Below are 18,991 nucleotides of genomic sequence, written 5' to 3'. Positions count from 1 at the left end.
CGCCCAACATGGCGCGGAATGCCACGCTTGCTGCGCCACCGGGCCGCGCGCCCGCTTCTCCCCGCTCACACCCAAGGATCCGCCCATGACAGGCTTCGATCGCCAGACGATCTCCGACACGACCGCCAAAATGCTGCTCGAAGTGCAAGCCGTGCACTTCAACGCGGAGAAACCGTACATTTTCACGTCCGGCTGGGCGAGCCCGGTTTATATCGACTGCCGCAAGCTGATCTCGTATCCGCGCGTGCGCCGCGGCCTGATGGAAATGGCCGAGACCACGATTCTGCGCGACGTCGGTTATGAGCAGATCGACGCCGTCGCCGGTGGCGAAACCGCCGGCATCCCGTTCGCGGCATGGCTCTCCGATCGCCTGATGGTGCCGATGCAATACGTGCGCAAGAAGCCGAAGGGTTTCGGCCGTAACGCGCAGATCGAAGGCCTGCTGACCGAAGGTCAACGCGTGCTGCTGGTCGAAGACCTGACCACGGACAGCCGCAGCAAGATCAACTTCATCAATGCGCTGCGCACCGCCGGCGCCACGGTGAACCACTGCTTCGTGCTGTTCCACTACAACATCTTCAAGGAAAGCGTGTCGGTGCTGAAAGACATCGACGTCGATCTGCACGCGCTTGCCACGTGGTGGGACGTGTTGCGCGTCGCGAAGGAAAACAAGTACTTCGACACCAAGACGCTCGACGAAGTGGAAAAATTCCTGCACGCGCCGGCTGAATGGTCGGCGGCGCACGGCGGCGCAACCTCGACGCCGCAGTAAGCGTCTCCGCCTCGCGCGGGTCGAGTAAAAAGGGCGCCTGTCTTATCAACAGGCGCCCTTTTCTATTTTGCCTTAAGTCTTGCATGCGACCTTAAGACGCTCCGCTATCGTCTTCGGTTGAATGCGACGACAGGTTCAGCAAGCCATTGCTCTGCGCGTACTGGAACAACTCGGAATCCCGTTCGATGCCGAGCTTGCGCATGGCGGTGTTCTTCTGCGTGCTAATGGTCTTGATACTGCGGTTGAGGTGCTCCGATATCTCCTTGATCGTCATGCCCGACACGAACAGGCGCACCACTTCCAACTCGCGCTTCGACAGCATGACTTCGTCGTTCTTGCCGCCGGCGTTCATGCGCAATGCATCTAGCGACGCCTTCACCGACGGGCTCATATATTCGAGGTTGCGGCTGACGTGCTGCACCGCGAGCCCAATATGGCTGAGATCGTCCGACTTGTTGACGACGGACGTCACGCCGAGTTCGCTCAGCCGCTTAAGTAGCGCCGCGTTCTCAAGCATCGTCAGGACGACGATGGGAAGCTTTGGGAAATTGCGGCGCAGGTAGCCGATCAGCGGCAAACCGTCGCCGTATTGACCGCCTGGCATTGCCAGATCCGTGACGAGCACGTCGCAGGCAATGGTTTGCAGTACTTTGATCAATTCGGTTGACTGTCGCGCACGCGCGACGACCTGCAAACCGGGAAACTTGAGCAAAGCCTGCTCGGCGCCGAACAGAATAACCGGATGGTCGTCAGCCACCACAACCCTGACTGGATCTTGCATTGCCCTCCCCTCGACAGATAAACCACTCTGCAAAACTTCCGACATGTCTTATGTATTCTTGATACTGAAACGAGTGAGGGCGCGGGCTATATCCGCGCGGAAAATTCTTCCGACTATAGCCGATTCTGGCCCGCAAATTCCAGCGGACCGTGACAATGATGTGTCACGGAGCTAATGTTAGACTTGAATCGACCTTGAGGCACAAAATAGGGACAATAACCATCGCGAGGACAACCGCCTCGCGCCCTCACAGGAGAACCGGCACATGCGCTCGCGTTGCCTGGTTGTTTCGATTGCTTCGCCGTTGCGCCGTCTGCCGTCGTTTCCCTGCGCCATGCTGGGCCTCGCGCTACTGGCCGCGCACGGGCCTCATGCTCTTGCCGAAGGCGCGTTTTCGCTGACGAGCGCCAGCTTCCGCGCCGGCGGCACCGTGGCGGACGCCCAGGTTTTCAATCAGGACGACTGCAAAGGCGGCAACCGCTCACCGCAACTTTCCTGGCACGACGCGCCGCCCGGCACGCGCGGCTTTGCCGTCACCATGTTCGATCAGGATGCGCCGGGCCGCGGCTGGTGGCACTGGTCAGTGGCCGGCATTCCGGCGACTGTCACCAGCTTGCCGGAGAATGCGAGTTCGTCTGGCTTCCTTAGCAAACTCGGCGCGGTCGAAGCGCGCAACGACTTCGATACCGACGGCTATGGCGGCCCCTGTCCGCCGCCGGGCAACCGCATCGCTACATCGTCACCGTTTATGCGCTCAGCACCGTCGACCTGCGCCTCGCGCAAGGCCGTCCCGCGCTGATGTTCGATCATGAGATTGGCACCGCCACGCTCGGCTTTGCGCGGATGGTGGTCAATTACGGGCGCTGATTTCGCGTATCGCGGCACAGCGGATCGCGTGCAAACCGCGCCGCTGTGGCTGGCGTACGGCTTGCGTCATATTGCCGCCCGCCCGGAACTTTGGTCATCCGTGCACGCTATGTGCGACGTGCTCAACGCCGGCGCGCCGCCGCAGTTGCGCACCACCGCCGTGCCCGACCCATCGTCTTTTCACTTTGCTGGAGCGTCTCATGTCGAAGATCGTCATCGTTTATCACAGCGGCTACGGCCACACGAAGAAAGCCGCCGAGTCCGTGCTGGCGGGCGCCCTCGAAGCCGGCGCGGACGCGAAACTGATGCCGGTCGGCGAGATCGACGAGGCAGCCTGGGCTGAACTGGCCGCGGCCGACGCCATCATCTTCGGTGCGCCGACCTACATGGGCGGCCCCTCCGCCGACTTCAAGAAATTCGCCGATGCAAGCTCGAAGCCGTGGCTCGAGCAGGCGTGGAAGGACAAGATCGCGGCCGGCTTCACCAACTCCGCGACCATGAACGGCGACAAGTTCTCGACGATCCAGTACTTCGTCACGCTGGCCATGCAGCACGGCATGATCTGGGCGGGCACCGGCATGATGCCGTCCAACACCAAGGCGGCGACCCGCAACGACCTGAACTATGTGGGCGGCTCGACCGGCCTGCTCACGCAATCACCGGCCGACGCCTCGCCGGAAGAAGCACCGCCCCCCGGCGATCTGGAAACAGCGCGGATGTTCGGCGCACGCGTAGCCGCGGTCACGGCGCGCTGGATCGCCGGAGCCCGCTGACGCGCGGACTGCCGCGATCCGGCCGGCATCGGCTTGCATCTGCCTTACAACAGGTCACGCCGATGTCATGTTCGGCGCGCATCGTCGTTTTTTCACCCCTTATGCACGCCCGGCGCCGTCAGGTCTTAAAATGACGTTCCGGCGCGGTGTCGCGCCCCGTTTCCAGCAAGCCAGTGAGAGCGAGATGAGCACGAAAGTTTTTGTCGACGGACAGGAAGGCACGACCGGCCTGAAGATTTTTGAATACCTGTCGCAACGCGCCGACGTAGAGATCCTGCGTATCGAAGAAGCGAAGCGCAAAGACCTCGAAGAGCGCCGTCGTCTCATCAACGCTTCGGACGTCACGTTCCTGTGCCTGCCGGATGTCGCCTCGCGCGAATCCGCCTCGCTGGTCGAAAACGATCGCACCGTGCTGATCGATGCGAGCACTGCGTTCCGCACGTCTGCCGACTGGGCTTACGGTTTGCCCGAACTGGCCCGCTCGCAACGCGAGCGTCTGCGCACGGCGAAACGCATTGCCGTGCCGGGCTGCCATGCATCGGCCTTCGTGCTCGCCATGCGTCCGCTGGTCGAAGCCGGCGTGGTGGCGCCCGAGTTCGCCGCGCACGCGTACTCGATCACCGGCTACAGCGGCGGCGGCAAGAAAATGATTGCCGACTACGAAGCCGGCGGCAACGACAAGCTCAAGAGCCCGCGTCCGTATGCGCTCGGTCTTACGCATAAACATCTGCCGGAAATGGCCGCGCATACTGGCTTGAAGTCGGCGCCGATCTTCACACCGATCGTCGGCGACTTCTATAAAGGGCTGGCGGTCACCACTTTCTTCTCGCCGAACCAGTTGGCGAAGAAAGCCACGCCGCAAGACGTGCAGGCGCTGTTCGCCGAGTACTACGCTGGCGAGGCGTTCGTGAACGTCGCACCGTTCGACGCGGAAGCGAACCTGGACAGCGGCTTCTTCGACGTGCAGGCAAACAACGACACGAACCGGGTCGACCTGTTCGTGTTCGGCAACGAAGAGCGCTTCGTGACCGTCGCGCGTCTGGACAACCTGGGCAAGGGCGCGTCGGGCGCCGCGATCCAGTGCATGAACCTCGCGATCGGCGCCGCTGAGGAAAGCGGCTTGAAACGCTAATCGAGCTCGCAATTGCCGACGGTAATTCGCCGTCAATCAATTGAAAGGCCGGTCTGCAAAAGACCGGCCTTTCTGTTTTAAATGCGCGCCAATCAAAATTCCCTTTCCCCGATTAATCAGTAGTAGCCCGTATTTCTTAAAAAATAAAAATCGGACTACCCGACAAATCGCCGGTAATTCATTCCTGATATCGACGTATGCCGCATAGTTTTCCGCCTAGGGAAACTCCGGATTTTTTCGCGAACGGTCGTTCGCAGATGATAGAGCCATTTTGCTCGAAGGCTTACCTGGCAAGGGAGTGCGACGAAGCAACGTTGCCGCCCTTCAGGCGAAAAATCCTTTTTTGTTTAAAAGGCCCGCTGATGTCAACGCGGTGCGTGCGTGGCAAAAAATGCGCTGTTTGAATCGGTCTTTTTAGACGGCTCATTCAATTGACAGCCATTATCCGCGCAGCGAAATTAGCTCGCACAATTACATGAAGGGAGACAGCTGCATGTCGCACGCCATTACTCGAGGCCTCGCGCTGGCCATTGCCACGGCCCCATTCCTGATCGCTTGCGGCGGCGGCGAGGCCGACAATCCAGGCGCGATCAACGCACCGCAATGTTCGGGCGCGAGCTGCGGCGTGCAAGGTCCGCCCGCCTCGGGCGCCGGCGCGGCGGCGTTGTGCCCGGCAACGGCCGACATCGTCAAGAGCACCTTCCTGGGTGGCGCGGGCAGCGGCGAAGTGGTGCAGCTGAACATTGACGCGACGGCGATGACGTACACGCTGAAGTGGCTCAAGTCGCCGATCCCGCTGACCAGCGCCGATGTCACGCTCACGCGCGAAGGCACTCAGATCACCGGCGCGGTCATTCATCCGCCGACCGGCACGCTGCCGACCGCAGAGCAAACGCGTTGCGCATTCATCCTCGGCAAAGGCACCGGCACCGCACCCGCCAACGGCACGACCTACACGACGCCCGACTTCGTCAACAACCCGAACCCGCCGATGATCTTGGTCGGCCAGGGCGTGGCCGGCGGCGGCATTCCGGGCGCGACAGTCGAGTACGACGGACTGACCATCATTCCTGGCATCATCGATCATGTCGGCGCAGTCCCTAACCGGCACTTCGATTTCTATCCGTTCCTCGGCTTCGCCAGCACGACGAACGACGTGACCAAGCTGGCCGGCACCTACAACGGTCTGCTGTATCACCTGGTGCCGTCGGGCTCATACGCGGCGACCGCCACCAACACGGTCGAAACCTTCGACGCGGCCGGCAACTGCACGGGCTCCAATCCGGCGAACGCGGCCTTTACGCCGAGTTCGAGCGGTTGCCTGACCACAGGCACGGCATGGGCCGCCAATAGCAGCGGCTACTTCGACAGCCAGAACGCGCCGCAGATCGGCACGCAGCTCAAGCTGCCGCCGCTGAATCAGCCGAGCGGCGTGTCCGCGTCGGCGCACATGATTCTCGGCCAGATCAACGGCGCCACGGTGCCGCTCGTGATCCGCACGGGCTCCGTGAATCTGGGCACCGCCCCGCTGCACCTCGACGCCAAGGTCGACGACGAATCCGGTATCGCCATGCTTGCCGCCGCCACGCCGCTTGCCTCCGGCGGCTTCGACGGCGGCTACGTCGGTGCCGACTCGAACTTCAAGTACACCGCGGCGCTGATCCAGGGTGGCGTCGGCACCTTCATCAATCCGTCGACTTCCGCGGGCGAAGACGGCTTCGGCCTCGGCTACGGTTTGCCGAGCCCGGGACTGGTCGGTGTCCAGCAGGCCAACGGTCAACAAGGACTCGCGATCGCTTCGGGCGGCCTGTACGCGATCGAGATTCAAGGGACGGTCAATGGCGGCGTGGCGCCGACGTCGCAACTCAGCAGCACGGCTTCGAGCGCGCCGTACTTCGGCATCGGAGCGCAGATCAGCAAGTAAATCGCGCAAGTGAGCAACGCAAATAAGCCACAGCGGACCGGCAGTGGGCAGTACGAGAGACAAATAGCAAAGAGGTGGCGGGACTGGGAGCCGGCCACACACAACGAGAAAATTCTGGAGGCGGTATGAATTGGAGAATCCTTTCGGTGCTCGCTCTTGCTGCACCGTTGCTGGGGGCGTGCGGTGGCGGCGGCGGAGGCGACGGACCGGTGACAGAAGTCCGGCTGTGTCCGGCGTCGCTGGACTACAGCACGGTGTTTACGGGCGGCGGCGGTGACGGCGAACTGGTCAAGCTGCAACTCGATACGACCAAGATGACCTGGCAGGTCAATTACATCGAGTCGCCGATCCCGGCGACCACCGGCACCGTCGTCCCGACGCGCGCGGGCCAGTCCGCCAGCGGCACGCTGACTCAGGAAACTCTCCTGCCGACCAACAAACTGAACCAATGCGCGTTCCGCCTGAACGGCGCGAGTCTCGATCCGAATCGTCCGGCGCGGATTTTCGTTGGCGAAGGCGTGGCGGGCGGCACGATCCCGGGCGCGGAGATTTCGTTTGGCGGCATTCTCGGCGTGGGCGCCGTGCCGGATACCAAGTTCCCGTACTACCCGTTCATCGGTTTCTCGTCGATTGAAACGAATCTCGCGAACGTGGCCGGCACGTACAACCAGCTCGGCTATCACCAGGTGCCGTCGCAAAACTTCGCGCCGGTCGCGGTCGATTCGAAGATCACGATCAACGCGGACGGCACGTGGACCGAGTGCGACAACTCCGGCGTCAATGCGGGCAAGTGTCAGCAGCCGGGCGGCAACTTCGCGCCGGCGGCGGACGGCAGCGGCGCGTTCCAGACCAACAACTTCCAGGGCCAGGCCAAACCGACGCTCGCGGCGACTCCGGAGGCGCGCGGCTACATGATCGTCGGCAAGCTGCGCAACCAGCTCGTGCCGATCCTGGTGCGAACGGGCGCGGCGAACTCGTCGGTGACGGTGCCGCAAAACGGCGCGCTCGGCCCGTTCGCCGACGACGAATCGGGCATCTCGATTCTGTCGCCGCAAAGCGCGATCACGGTGAACTCGCAGAACGGGGAGTACATCGGCGTGGATAGCCAGTTCGACTACCGCACCACCGCGCTCGAAGGCACCCAGGCCACGCTGCTCGATCCGTTCAACGCATCGCAGGCATCGCTCGCGACGGCGCTGAATCTCGACTTCACGCAAGCCGTGCCGGGCGTGGTGACGACGACGCACGTGGGCGCTTCCACCGGCACCACGCCGACCGGAAAGATGATCTTCACGGGTGGCGTGTTCGGCTACCTCGATCTGACCAACGCGGCCTCGCCGTACTTCACGATCGGCGCCTTCGTCCAGTAACGGACGCAGCACGCGCCCGCCAATCCGCAACGTGGCGTTCGCTTCCCGGCTGCTGCGCAGCGTCATCGCTGCGGCAGCCGGTGCCCAACGAATATGCAGCGCGCCGGCGTGGTCGCGAACCCGCCGCCGCTTGCCGCGCGCGATGCTTGAGCCGCGCCCCAGGAGGAACAAGATGAAAAAAATCTATTTCGCGTTACTGGCCGCCTGCCTGTCCGCCAGCGCGCACGCCCAGCATGCGGGCGACAACGTTGCCGTGCTCGGCTGGTTTCACGTGATGCCGCAGGATTCGAGCTCGCCGCTCACCACCAATGTCGCGCCGACGCCGATCAACACGCCGCTGCGTCTGCCGAATTCTTTCACGTCGCCCGGCACGAGTTTGTCGACCAATAGCGCCAACACCGTCGGCCTGGTGTTCAGCCACTACCTCACCGATCACATCGCCGTGACGACGGTGGCGGGCGTGCCGCCGGTCTTCAAGATCTATGGGCATGGCACCATCAAACCGCCGGGACCGGCCGGCGCGCTCGGCCAACAGGATCTCGGCGATCCGCAGGCCAACCCGATCGTGAAAAGCGTGCGCCAATGGAGTCCGGCGCTGCTGTTCCAGTACTACTTCAATGCTCCGACGGCGCATTTTCGGCCGTTTGTCGGCATCGGCGTGTCGTATAACTGGTTCTCGGACGTGCAGTTGGGCCAGAACTTCGTCCAGTCGACGCAAAACAACTTAGGTGCCGTGCTGGCTGCCGGCGCGGGCAAGCCGGGGCAGACGCAGGTGTCGGCGAAAGCGTCATCGTCCTGGGCGCCGGTGTTCAACGCGGGCCTTGCGTACAACATTACCGATCATTGGGGCCTGGTGGCGTCGGTCACCTACATTCCGCTGAAGACGACCTCGTCGGTCATCATCAAGGCGGCGGACGGCACGGAACTGGGGGTGTCGAAGGCGGAACTGAAGGCAGACCCGATCATTTCGTTCCTCGCCGTGTCGTACAAGTTCTGAGTTCCGTCCTGACGCAACAAAGCCGGCGGCCCCGCAAAGGTCAGCCGGCTTGGTCTTTTCTGGGAACTGGAAATTCGAGGCAAAAAAAAGCCCGCCTAAGTTGGCGGGCTGAATCCATATCAGAGGAGACATGGAGGAGACAAGACAAACTATAGCAAACGGCTTGGTGCGGCGCAACATAAGAATTAGGGTAGACCCTCAATGTTGCGAATGTGCAACACATCACTAAACGTATTGCCGCCTCCGTTGACGTGGCGCTGCGGCCCGCGCTCAGTGGCGGACCAGCGCCATCATCGCGCCGAAGCCGACGAACACGCCGCCCGTCAGCCGATTGAACATCCGCGCGACGCTGCGGCTCTTCAATTTCGCGCCGATGCGCGTGCCGAATCCCGCGTACACCAGATACCAGCTCACCTCGATCACGGCGAACGTAGCGACGAGCACGCCGAACTGCGGCAGCTTGGGCTGCGCGGCGTCGATGAATTGCGGCAGCAGCGCCGCCGCGAACAGAATCGCCTTGGGATTGCTGCCCGCCACCAGAAAACCGTTGCGAAACAGCGCAAAGCGCGAGCGCGCGGGCTTCGCGGCGAGTTCGTCGGCATTGCCGGCGGCGGCTTCGTCAGCCGGCGCGCGCCACGCCTTGATGCCGAGATACACGAGGTAAGCCGCGCCGATCATCCGCAGCGCGTTGAACATGGCCGGCCACGCCTCGAGGAAAACACCGAGACCCGCCGCCGACACCGCCAGCATCAGCACCAGCGCCGACAGGCAACCCGCCATGGTCGCGCTGGAGCGGCGCAAGCCGTGCTGGGCGCCGTGCGTCATCACGAGCAGCATATTCGGACCAGGAATCGCGGAAACGACGAAGACAGTGGCGGCGAATAGCCACCAGGTATGCAGACTCATGGAAATCACAGCAGATAAGGTATCGGGCGGCTATTATGCCCGCCCGCGTCCTTCAGTGCCGCCTGTCAGTTCGTTTTAGCTTTTAGCGCCCGGCTCGACGCGCGGCCACCTGGCCCAGCACCGCGAAATCCTTCTCGCCGTCGCCGTGCGCCACAGCTTCGATCAGGCTGTCGCGCACCACGCTGGCGATCGGCAGCGGCGTCGTCACGGCGTCGGCAGCGGCCAGCGCGAGACGAATGTCTTTCAGACCGAGACGCGCCTTGAACAACGCCGGCTCGTAGCGCTGCTCCGCGATCAACTTGCCATAGCCGGAATAGACCGGCCCCGGAAACAGGCCGCTCGTGATGACGTCCAGGAAATCCTGCATGGCGACGCCGTGCCCGGTCACCAGCGTGGCCGCTTCGCCGAGCGTTTCGACGGCCGCGCCGAGCATGAAGTTGGCGGCAAGCTTCATGACGTTCGCCTGTTGCGGCAGCGAACCGATGCGCCAGGTCTTCTGGCCGATCACGTCGAAAATCGGCTGCACGCGGTCGATCGATTCCGCCGGGCCGCCCGCCACGATGGTCAGCTTGCCCGCCGCCGCGACGTCGGGCCGGCCCAACACCGGCGCGGCGACGTAGTTGACGCCGCGCGACGCATGCGCCGTCGCCAGTTCCTCGGCCAGCGCCACCGAGATCGTCGCCATGTTCACGTGGATCAGCCCGCGTGGAGCGTGTTCCAGCAACGAAGCGGTGATGACCTCGCGCAAGGCGCTATCGTCGGCGAGCATGGAGAACACGGCGTCGCCCGCAAACGCTTCGGCCGGCGTCGCGACGACGCGCGCGCCTGCGTCGGCGAGCGGCTGCGCGCGCTCCGGTGAGCGGTTCCACACGCGCACCTGATGCCCGGCTTTCAACATGTTTGCAACCATCGCGGCGCCCATCTCGCCGAGACCGATAAAACCGATGTCCATCTGTCGCTCCGTCTTCTAAAGAACTGGAAGTAAAACACACCCATGCGACACGTGCAGGACAGCGCGCAAAGAAACACGGTGCGATACTGCGGTGATGGTGAGCGCGACATTCCGCTTCTACGAGGAGCTGAACGACTTTCTCGCCCGGCCGCTGCGCCGGCGCGCGTTCACTTACGCCTGCGCGCCGGGCGCCACCGCGAAGCACATGATCGAAGCGCTCGGCGTGCCGCACACCGAGATCGAGCTGATTCTGGTCAACGGCGAGTCGGTCGGTTTCAATCATCTTCTTGCGGACGGCGATCGCGTTGCCGTCTATCCGAAGTTTGAAGCGCTCGATATTCAGCCGCTCCTGCGGGTGCGCGAACGGCCGCTGCGCGTGGTGCGTTTCATCGCCGACGCGCATCTGGGCGGTCTCGCGCCGCTTCTGCGGCTCGCGGGCTTCGACACTCTGTACGACAACCACTACCCCGACGCCGACATTGAAGCGCTGGCCGCTGCGGAGCAGCGCATTGTCCTGACACGCGACCGCGAATTATTGAAACGCCGCAGCATCACGCATGGCTGCTACATTCGCACGCTCAGGCCGCGCGAACAATTGCGCGAAGTGTTTGAACGGCTCGATCTGGCCGGCAGCGCGCAACCGTTCCGCTTATGCCTGATGTGCAACGTGCCGCTGCGGCGCATCGCCAAGGAAGAAGTCGGCACACGTGCGCCCGACGGTGTGCTGGAACGGCATGCGCAATTCGTCACCTGCGACGTGTGCCGCCGCGTGTTCTGGGAAGGCACGCATTGGCAAAGAATGCGCGCGCTGATGGACAGCGTGGCTGTCGCGCCGGACCAGTCCGTGCGAACGTAGAGCGGTTCACCCCGGTTCCGATTGCGCGTGCCGATCGGTGTGCGCGGCCCCCGAACACCTTGCGCTCGCGCGACGTCCGGCGCGGTGCGTACAATGCGGGATTACTTATCTGGCAGAGGCCTTCCGAATGGCGATGAAAAAAACCGACCTTGAAAAGAACAAGGCACTCAAGCTCAACAACGCAATGAAGCAGTCGAGCGCCGACCGTTTCGGCAAAGCCGCCGTGGCCGAGCCGAAGCTCGATCGCCGCGAGCAGCGCAAGCTCGATCAGGCGCAGGGCCTCGTCGCGTTTGCGTGCAAGCTGAACGGCGATCTGGTGACCGAACTGAAAGAGCGCGCCGCGACTCATCCCGAAGGCATGACCGGTCTGCTGAACGAAGTCATCAAGCGCGGCCTTGCCGGCTGATCGCCGCAACAAAGCTGTCCCGAATGCAAAAAGGCCAGAGCTCGTGCTCTGGCCTTTTTGCTTGCTACACCTTCGTCCGGATCGTGCCGCACTCGCCGGCTAGCGGCGCCGTGCAATCGACCGGTGAAGCTGGCCCGAAGTATCGGGCGGCAGCTTAGTTTTGCACGCCCTTGTCGTTCGTGCCAGCTGCCGAAGCGGCTGCCGAAACCGGAGCGCGCTTGCCGTGCGTCTTCAGCTTCTTGATGTGATGCTTCTTCGGCGCGCTTGCTGCAGCAGCCGGTGCTGCGTCCGACGCTTGTGCGAAAGCTTGAACGGAAACCAGCGCGATCGAAGCGGCTGCGAGCGAGACGATAACTTTTTTCATGTGTTGTTCCCCAAACCTGGACGACTGAGTCAATGTGAATGAATAAGCTGCACGGTGAAGCAGACAGGGCTTGAGGCGCCTTCCCGCTCCCCGCGGGAGAGTATTACCCAGTGTAGGCGGTTTGTCATGCCCAAAACTCGATATGTATTTTCCGGGAGACAGCTTGCTTTCGACCCGCTTTCACTCATTAAACAGCCCATACCAGGGGATTCACCTAGGCCGCCTCAAACGAGGTTGCGCAGCAGGCTGGCGTTCTCCAAAAGGGTTGGCAATACGCGGTGTAGCGCGGCATTGGCCGACTCCTGTCCGATCGGCATGCTGACACTGATTGCCGCCACGACCGAACCGTGCCGGTCGCGCAGCGGCACCGCGACGCCGCGCACGCCCAACTCCAGTTGCTGGTCGGTGACCACGTAGCCATTGCGGCGAATTTCGCCGAGCACATCGCGCAACTGGTCGATCGTCGAATAGGTGTGCGGCGTGAACACCTTGATTGGATACGACGCCAGCCACTGTTCGATGCTCTCCGGCGCCTGGAACGCCAGCAGAACCAGTCCCGCCGACGACAACGGCGCCGGCGCGCGCGAGCCGAGCACGAAACCCACTGCCATTGCCCGGTTCACGCCGTTGCGCGCAACGTACACCACGTCGTGTTCGTCGAGGATCGCGACCAGCGCGGTCTCCTGCACGGTCGCGGTAATGCGTTGGAGGAACGGCTGCACGGTACGCGGCAAGCGCGCCGACTCCAGATACGACTGCCCGAGCCGCAAGACACGCGGCGCGAGCCAGAACAGCTTGCCGTCGGTATCCACGTAGCCGAGTTCGCGCAGCGTCAGCAAATAACGGCGCGCCGCCGTGCGGGATAGACCCGCGCGGCCGGCCACTGTGGTCGGCGTCATGCGCGCGTGCTCTTCGTCAAATGCTTCGATGATCGCCAGCGCTTTCGCGGCGCCGGCGATCCAGTCTTTTTCGTCCATTGCGTTCGCCTGAAAATCGGGCCGTCGTTGAAGCTGTCGTGTCTTGAGGTTTCAGGCCCGACTCGCGCGATTATCGCGCGGGTCGGCCGGGAAATGAGTGGCGATTCGGTCGCGTTTGCGCTCAGGTGTTCGCTCCACGTCGGGTTTTTCCGCGCTCGCGGATAAAATCGACGTCTGCCCGTCGCAACAACCGAATTAGAAAACTCCACCGTTGAAAACCGACACCCGCCAACATCTGCGCGCCAATGTTCTGATGCTGATCGCCGCGATAATCTGGGGTTCCGCGTTCGTCGCGCAACGCCTGAGTCTCGATGCGATCGGCCCGTTTCTCTTCACTGGCCTGCGCTTCCTGCTCGGCGCGCTCGTTGTGTTGACGCTGATCGTTTGCGTGCGGCGCTCCGCACTCGCTGAACTGTCGAAGCGCGAGCCCGGTGGCGCACGCGAGTTGCTCGGCGCGGGCGCGCTGCTCGGCATGGTGCTGGCCGCCTCGATTTCGCTGCAGCAGATCGGCTTGCAATACACGAAGGTCGCCAACGCGGGTTTCATCAGTTCGCTGTACGTAGTGATCGTGCCGCTGCTGGGGGTGCTGTTCAGACATCGGACGGGAATCGGCACGTGGCTCGGTGCGGTGCTCGCGGCAGTGGGCATGTATTTCCTGAGCGTCAACGAACATTTTTCAATGCTGTACGGCGACTGGTATCAGCTTGCCGGCGCGCTCGTGATCTCCATTCAGATGATGCTGGTCGGACGTTTCGCGCTGCGCCACGACACGCTGATGCTCGCGCTCGTGCAGTTCGTGACGTGCGGGCTCACATGTCTCGTCGTCGGTCTCGCCATCGAGCCAATCAGCTTGGCGGTGATCGTGCGCGCCGCGCCGACCATCCTGTACGGCGGGGCGCTGTCGGTCGGCGTCACCTATACGATTCAGGTGGTCGCGCAAAAGCACGCGGCGCCGTCGCACGCGGCGGTGATCTTCAGCATGGAAGGCGTGTTCGCCGCGCTCGCGGCGTGGCTCGTGCTCGGCGAAACACTGTCGGCACGCGCACTGTTCGGATGCGCGCTGATGCTCGCGGGTTTGATCGTGTGTCAGGTCATGCCGGCGTGGCAACGCGGGCGTGAACGAGTGCCGCACGCGTCGTCTTGAGGACGGAGCCAGGCGCCGCATTCGGCGCTGGCGCGTGCAATGTGTTTGTTTGCCCAGCCGGTCGGTGTCGTTGGCTTACTTGCCGCGCTCAGGCCGCCCGCGGATAAGCAAGCAGAGACGGTGTATCGGCGGTCGGCGGAAACACGCACCAGCAGCCGTCGTCGTGACGAAAGAAAAACAGGCCGCGTGAGCCCGCCTGAAGCGAAGTCTCGACGCGCACATAACGCCGGCCTCCCAGGCGAGTACGGCTGAACTCGGTGACATGAACCGCCGCCGAAGGCTCCGGCGCAAGCCACTTATCGACTAGAAACCGCAGTGACTGTTCGCTCGACGTTCTCATGATCTGCTCCGGGCCGGCTTGTCCTGACGCGCGTCGCGCGCGGCCTCGGTGTTGTCGTCGCTCTCGGCGACATCCGCTTCGTGTTCAGTGGAGGCGAGCGCGATGGCCCGGTTGGTGGCTGCCGCCCGCAGCGTACTGCAGTGGCTGGCATGTCGAAGATCCGAAAGAAGACGGACAAGCTGTCGTGCTGTTCTGCGTTTCATTACACACCCCCGCACCGCACCAATAACTTCAGAAAACACTTTAACTCTATGCCTGGATCAGCCGTTGCCGAAATGGTTTTGACTAAATAGCAACAGTTGCGCTTGCAAAAAGAGAGACGCAATCTTTGTACCGTCCGACTTTAATGTGCGCGTATGGCCGAAAGCGGTCTGTACGCTGGCGAGCGCTTGGCCGAGTTGAAAAACTTGCCCGGCACCTATTGGAAAAACGACTTCAAACGCGAGTTATCCACATTTCCCTATGAATAACTTTGGGATAGCGCATGGAACAGCCTGTGTGCGGAATCTTGATAAGACGCCTTGCGAGGCAAGCCCCAGCAAAGTTATCCCGAGTTGGCGGTTTCTCTACAGACGTGATCCGAAGGGTTATGGAGTCTGCATGACGTTGATGTGACGGAACATTTGGGAGTTATCCACAGAAGGGGTTAACCCTTGTTAACTATTACTACATATGTATACGTATGAAGTAAAAGACATAGGATAAGTGATGCATCGCGATGCGATTAAAGGCTGATCGCATGTTGACCAGCCTCGACATCGCGAAATCCCGCGGATGGATCAGGGCACCACGCCGGCGCCGCTCGCCGGTTGCACGGACGCCGCTTTGCCGATCGCATCGGGCATCGCGGGAACGGGCACCGGCGCCGTCGCTTCGACCGGCACCGGCAAAAGGCGCGTCTCGATGCGGTTATTGGCGACCGGCTGCGTGCGCACCACCGTTTGCAGATAGTGGTCCACGAGTCCGAAGAACCGGTCGTAGAACTTGCCTGACGGAATGGTCTCGCTCGAAATCTTGACCATTGCATCGCTGTTCGAGCGGATTGGCAGCGACAACGAACCCAGCACGCTCAGTCCGACACTCGCCGACGTGTCGCTTTTCTTCAGCGCAAAACCGTTCTGCACGGCGTTGACGTAGACGATGCTGGTGTCGCTCGCCTCTTCCCCCGGCGTGCAGACCACATGAAATTCGACGACCACGTGGGTGTCGCCCGTCGGCTGGAAATTCTTGGTACCGTCGACGGTGTCGTTGCGCGTCATCGTGGTCAGATAGCCTTGGCTCAGGAGCGCCCGACGCGCGGCCTCGCAGCTATCCGTCGTGCTCGAATTGAAATTGCGCGCATAGGGGCTCGCGCCCGTTTCGAACAATTCCTGCTGGAATTTCGGCTGAGGCGTGCTGCTACAGGCGGCAAGCGTCAGCAGGCCGACACACGCGGCGGCTGTGATTCTGAAAAGCGAGGTCAACATGATCGGTCGGAAGAGGCGCTGCGTCAGCGCGAATGGGAATGCATTGTAGAGCGGTTACGAACTGTGCGTAAAAACCGCGCAACGGCTGTCGTACAGGACGTGACAAAGCATCGCCGCGACTGCAACGCGACGGCAGAAAAAGGGCCGGGGGCTGCTTAATGCGACGTCGCGTGAGGTCCGGTCGCCGGCGTAGCGGTGCCGTTCAACCCGGCAGCATTGACAGCCGGAAGGGTGAACGCGTTGACCCAGTTGCCTGGTTCCGCACAACGGTCAGACGTGGATCGTGCCGTGCACATGCCGGCCTGCGCGTCCGATTGCTGGGCGGCGTCTTGCGACGGTGCGACTGCCGCAAAGTCTTCGACGCGCAAGCTCACCTTTTGCGCATACGCTTGCGATCCGCCGTAGCTCTTGAGCGCGGCGTTCATGTCGCCGTTGGCCGAGCGCATATAGCCGTACAGAATCGCCGAGCCCACTTCGATGTTCGCGGTCGGTTCGGTGAGGTCCTTGACGTTCCTCAACAGCCCGCGATGCGCGCCCGGCACAACCTGCATCAGCCCGGTCGCGCCGTTGGCGCCCTTGGCCTTTTCCTTGAAGCGGGATTCGATCGAGATGATCGCCAGCAAGAGCGCCGGCGGGAGGGAATATTTCGAAGCGGCGGATTGCACCGCGTCGGAAATCTTTTGAGCCTTTTCTTTTGCCAGACCGAACTTTTGCGTCAGATACGCGGACATTCGGTCGGTGTTTTCGTCGGCCGTCGCGGTCTGCATCAGGCCGAGCGAAAGCACGATCAGGCAAAGTAACCGGCTCATAGCGGAGGACGGGAAAAAAGGGGATCCGGGCATTATAGCTCTGCCCCCAAATCAGACCCAGAAACAGTCGAAATTCGTCTTAGGAATCGCGATCGACCAGGCCTGATTTGAGTTTTAGCGCGGTGGCTTCGCACTCCAACACGTAGCCCGCCCGCCGGATTGTCGAACAGTTTCTTTGTCTCTCAACTCTTGTGCTGTTAGTTGCAATTCACCGTTTAGCTAGTAGTCGAACTTGCTGCTGTTGTTTATGACACTCAGGCGCTCGGACACGCTCGCCGCCTGCGCCTGACTTCATATCGGCGTGTGGTTGAGCCGTATGCCGGCCATCTCGCGCGCCGTTTGAGCGCGCCTGCGACGGATGCCGTCACGCCGTCATTGCGCATAACGGCGATGCAGCGCCGCCGCAACCTCCGACATCTGCGCGCGCAACTCGGGCGGCGCCAGCACTTCTGCCTCGGTTCCGAAGCGCAGCAACTCCGCGCACGCCTGCCTCACCGAACCGACCGGCAGCGTCACGGTGCGCCAACCATCGGCGGGATCCGGCTCTCCGATGATCGCCGCCGAACGCGCGAACGGCGACGTGAAGACATCGAGCATCTGCATGCCCCAAGGCGACAGACGCAGCGTCGCTTCGCTCGCATGCATTTCTTCGGAGAGACGCTGCGTGCTCTCCTGCCAGTAAGTGGCGAGATCGAACGCGCAAGGCCGCTCGAACGTCTCGTCCAACAGGCTCAATTCGAGAATGCGCGAAATGCGGTAGATGCGCACATGCTGCCCCACGCGCCCAACCACATACCACGCGCCGCTTTTCAGCACGATGCCGAGCGGTTCGATCCGGCGAAACTTCTCGGCTTTCCAACTCTGATAGCGAATCTCCAGCGGATGCTGCTCCCATACCGCACGCGCGATCAAAGGCAGATGGGCGGGTTCGTCCGCGTCCGAAAACCACGCGGGGGCGTCGAGATGAAAACGCGAGCGCATGCGCTCCGCGGTCGAGCGTAATTCGACCGGCAGCGCGGCGAGCAACTTGGTCTGCGCACCGGCCATCACCGCGCCCAGGCCGAGCGCCTGCATCGGGCCGGGCAGGCCGGCGAGGAACAGTGACTCCGCTTCCTGCGAGGACAGGCCGTTCAGCCGTGTGCGGTAGCCGTCGAGCAGGCGGTAGCCGCCCTCTGCCCCACGCTCGCTATGAACGGGGACGCCGGCGGCGCTCAGTGCGTCGATATCGCGATAGATGGTGCGCAACGACACCGCGCATTCATCGGCGAGAAACTGTGCGGTGACGCGGCCACGCGCCTGCAGCGTCATGAGGATGGAAAGAAGGCGGCTCGCTCTCATGCGGACAAGTGTAGTCATACCTGCCACAAACTGACAGGTATGGTCGCTTAGGATGAAGACACCTCCGGCGCCTCATCGTTGCCTCCGCGCCCGGGTTTTTCGTCCACCACACTTACTCGGGAAGGCTCAAGCCATGACCACAGATCGCACGATCACGCTGTTCCACTCGCCGCAGTGCCGCTCCGTCAGCGCACTCACATTGCTCGAAGAACTTGGCGCGCCATACGAGTTGAAAGTGCTGAACATGAAAGCCGGCGAACAGCGTCAAGCGCCCTATCTCGCCATCAATCCGCTCGGTAAAGTGCCGGCGATCCTCCACGGCGACGCGCTCGTTACCGAACAGGTCGCGATCTTCATCTATCTGGCGGACCTGTTTCCTGAAGCGCGTCTCGCGCCGGCGCTCGATGATCCGTCGCGCGGACCGTATCTGCGCTGGCTGGTGTACTACGCGGCGTGCTACGAGCCCGCGCTGGTCGACAAAGCGATGAAGCGCGACCCCGCCCCGGCCGCCACGTCACCCTACGGCGATTTCGATTCGATGATCGGAACAGTGACAAGCCAGTTGCAAGCCGCGCCTTATCTGCTCGGGGACACGATGTCGGCGGCGGATATCTTGTGGGGCATCGCCTTGCATTGGGGAATGATGTTCAAGCTGGTGCCCGAAACGCCGGTCCTGCTCGAGTACGTCGAGCGCATCTGCTCGCGGCCGAGTTTCGTGCGTGTGAGCGAGCGGGACGTGGCGCTGGCGGCCGAGCACGCGGCGGCCGTCAAAGACGCCTGAGCAGACTTTCGGGCGGCCTTGTCACCGACCACCACC

General features: G+C 62.5%; 20 protein-coding genes and 1 pseudogene. 11 read left to right on the top strand and 10 right to left on the bottom strand.

Going from position 1 to position 18,991, the window contains the following annotated elements; all coding sequences use genetic code 11:
- Positions 1–85 precede the first annotated feature (85 nt).
- Complete coding sequence (locus tag ACFSNN_RS27155; RefSeq protein WP_007179868.1) at positions 86–772, top strand: orotate phosphoribosyltransferase; 687 nt, start codon at positions 86–88, stop codon at positions 770–772.
- 91 nt (positions 773–863) lie between these two features.
- On the opposite strand, the gene ACFSNN_RS27150 is transcribed toward ACFSNN_RS27155, so the two are convergent.
- Complete coding sequence (locus ACFSNN_RS27150; RefSeq protein WP_134457623.1) at positions 864–1,553, bottom strand: response regulator; 690 nt, start codon at positions 1,551–1,553, stop codon at positions 864–866.
- A 265-nt stretch (positions 1,554–1,818) separates the two neighbouring features.
- Between ACFSNN_RS27150 and ACFSNN_RS27145 the strand changes: the two are divergent.
- The 6 genes and pseudogenes from ACFSNN_RS27145 to ACFSNN_RS27120 all read left to right on the top strand — a co-directional run bounded on the left by ACFSNN_RS27145 (position 1,819) and on the right by ACFSNN_RS27120 (position 8,616).
- Positions 1,819–2,420, top strand: a pseudogene (locus ACFSNN_RS27145) (YbhB/YbcL family Raf kinase inhibitor-like protein).
- Between the two features lie 200 nt (positions 2,421–2,620).
- Entirely contained in the window at positions 2,621–3,193 is a 573-nt protein-coding gene (locus ACFSNN_RS27140) for a flavodoxin family protein (protein ID WP_134457622.1), read from the top strand.
- Positions 3,194–3,377: 184 nt separating this feature from the next.
- Positions 3,378–4,325 (top strand): N-acetyl-gamma-glutamyl-phosphate reductase, encoded by a 948-nt coding sequence (gene argC / locus ACFSNN_RS27135; protein WP_134457621.1) that lies wholly within the window; start codon positions 3,378–3,380, stop codon positions 4,323–4,325.
- Positions 4,326–4,818: 493 nt separating this feature from the next.
- A complete protein-coding gene (locus ACFSNN_RS27130; RefSeq protein WP_134457620.1) occupies positions 4,819–6,249 on the top strand; it encodes a DUF2957 domain-containing protein in 1,431 nt (476 codons plus the stop codon).
- A gap of 125 nt (positions 6,250–6,374) precedes the next feature.
- Positions 6,375–7,619 (top strand): DUF2957 domain-containing protein, encoded by a 1,245-nt coding sequence (locus tag ACFSNN_RS27125; RefSeq protein ID WP_134457619.1) that lies wholly within the window; start codon positions 6,375–6,377, stop codon positions 7,617–7,619.
- A 172-nt stretch (positions 7,620–7,791) separates the two neighbouring features.
- Positions 7,792–8,616: an OmpW/AlkL family protein gene (locus tag ACFSNN_RS27120; protein WP_134457618.1), complete on the top strand. Its 825-nt coding sequence runs from the start codon at positions 7,792–7,794 to the stop codon at positions 8,614–8,616.
- Between the two features lie 270 nt (positions 8,617–8,886).
- On the opposite strand, the gene ACFSNN_RS27115 is transcribed toward ACFSNN_RS27120, so the two are convergent.
- Positions 8,887–9,522: a LysE family translocator gene (locus ACFSNN_RS27115; protein ID WP_134457617.1), complete on the bottom strand. Its 636-nt coding sequence runs from the start codon at positions 9,520–9,522 to the stop codon at positions 8,887–8,889.
- An 82-nt stretch (positions 9,523–9,604) separates the two neighbouring features.
- On the bottom strand, positions 9,605–10,474 hold the full coding sequence (locus ACFSNN_RS27110; protein WP_134457616.1) for an NAD(P)-dependent oxidoreductase: 870 nt from the start codon (positions 10,472–10,474) through the stop codon (positions 9,605–9,607).
- A 94-nt stretch (positions 10,475–10,568) separates the two neighbouring features.
- Between ACFSNN_RS27110 and ACFSNN_RS27105 the strand changes: the two genes are divergently transcribed.
- Positions 10,569–11,330, top strand: a complete 762-nt coding sequence (locus ACFSNN_RS27105; RefSeq protein WP_134457615.1) for a Mut7-C RNAse domain-containing protein — start codon at positions 10,569–10,571, stop codon at positions 11,328–11,330.
- A 127-nt stretch (positions 11,331–11,457) separates the two neighbouring features.
- Positions 11,458–11,736: a hypothetical protein gene (locus ACFSNN_RS27100; protein ID WP_134457614.1), complete on the top strand. Its 279-nt coding sequence runs from the start codon at positions 11,458–11,460 to the stop codon at positions 11,734–11,736.
- A gap of 154 nt (positions 11,737–11,890) precedes the next feature.
- On the opposite strand, the gene ACFSNN_RS27095 is transcribed toward ACFSNN_RS27100, so the two are convergent.
- Both ACFSNN_RS27095 and ACFSNN_RS27090 read right to left on the bottom strand, forming a co-directional pair.
- On the bottom strand, positions 11,891–12,100 hold the full coding sequence (locus tag ACFSNN_RS27095; RefSeq protein WP_012434606.1) for a hypothetical protein: 210 nt from the start codon (positions 12,098–12,100) through the stop codon (positions 11,891–11,893).
- Positions 12,101–12,324: 224 nt separating this feature from the next.
- The gene (locus ACFSNN_RS27090) at positions 12,325–13,077 is read right to left on the bottom strand and encodes an IclR family transcriptional regulator domain-containing protein (RefSeq protein WP_134457613.1); all 753 of its coding nucleotides are present in this window, start codon (positions 13,075–13,077) and stop codon (positions 12,325–12,327) included.
- 211 nt (positions 13,078–13,288) lie between these two features.
- Between ACFSNN_RS27090 and ACFSNN_RS27085 the strand changes: the two genes are divergently transcribed.
- The gene (locus ACFSNN_RS27085; RefSeq protein ID WP_134457612.1) at positions 13,289–14,221 is read left to right on the top strand and encodes a DMT family transporter; all 933 of its coding nucleotides are present in this window, start codon (positions 13,289–13,291) and stop codon (positions 14,219–14,221) included.
- 88 nt (positions 14,222–14,309) lie between these two features.
- On the opposite strand, the gene ACFSNN_RS27080 is transcribed toward ACFSNN_RS27085, so the two are convergent.
- From ACFSNN_RS27080 to ACFSNN_RS27060, 5 genes are all read right to left on the bottom strand, one after another.
- Entirely contained in the window at positions 14,310–14,561 is a 252-nt protein-coding gene (locus tag ACFSNN_RS27080) for a hypothetical protein (RefSeq protein WP_106303515.1), read from the bottom strand.
- Positions 14,558–14,764, bottom strand: coding sequence for a hypothetical protein (locus ACFSNN_RS27075; RefSeq protein WP_134457611.1), 207 nt, complete (start codon positions 14,762–14,764; stop codon positions 14,558–14,560). Before ACFSNN_RS27075 ends, ACFSNN_RS27080 begins: the two co-directional genes overlap by 4 nt.
- A gap of 576 nt (positions 14,765–15,340) precedes the next feature.
- Positions 15,341–16,027, bottom strand: a complete 687-nt coding sequence (locus ACFSNN_RS27070) for a DUF2242 domain-containing protein (protein ID WP_134457610.1) — start codon at positions 16,025–16,027, stop codon at positions 15,341–15,343.
- Between the two features lie 155 nt (positions 16,028–16,182).
- Positions 16,183–16,836 (bottom strand): lytic transglycosylase domain-containing protein, encoded by a 654-nt coding sequence (locus ACFSNN_RS27065; protein ID WP_134457609.1) that lies wholly within the window; start codon positions 16,834–16,836, stop codon positions 16,183–16,185.
- A 372-nt stretch (positions 16,837–17,208) separates the two neighbouring features.
- Entirely contained in the window at positions 17,209–18,192 is a 984-nt protein-coding gene (locus ACFSNN_RS27060; protein WP_244322808.1) for a helix-turn-helix transcriptional regulator, read from the bottom strand.
- A gap of 115 nt (positions 18,193–18,307) precedes the next feature.
- Here ACFSNN_RS27060 and ACFSNN_RS27055 point away from each other — a divergent pair, with 115 nt between their 5' ends.
- Positions 18,308–18,955, top strand: coding sequence for a glutathione S-transferase family protein (locus ACFSNN_RS27055; protein WP_134457608.1), 648 nt, complete (start codon positions 18,308–18,310; stop codon positions 18,953–18,955).
- Positions 18,956–18,991 lie beyond the last annotated feature (36 nt).

It is taken from the genome of Paraburkholderia dipogonis (assembly GCF_042680985.1).
Lineage (GTDB): Bacteria > Pseudomonadota > Gammaproteobacteria > Burkholderiales > Burkholderiaceae > Paraburkholderia > Paraburkholderia phytofirmans.
Note: the sequence above shows the minus strand (reverse complement) of the source record. Positions and strands in the feature narration are given on the sequence as shown.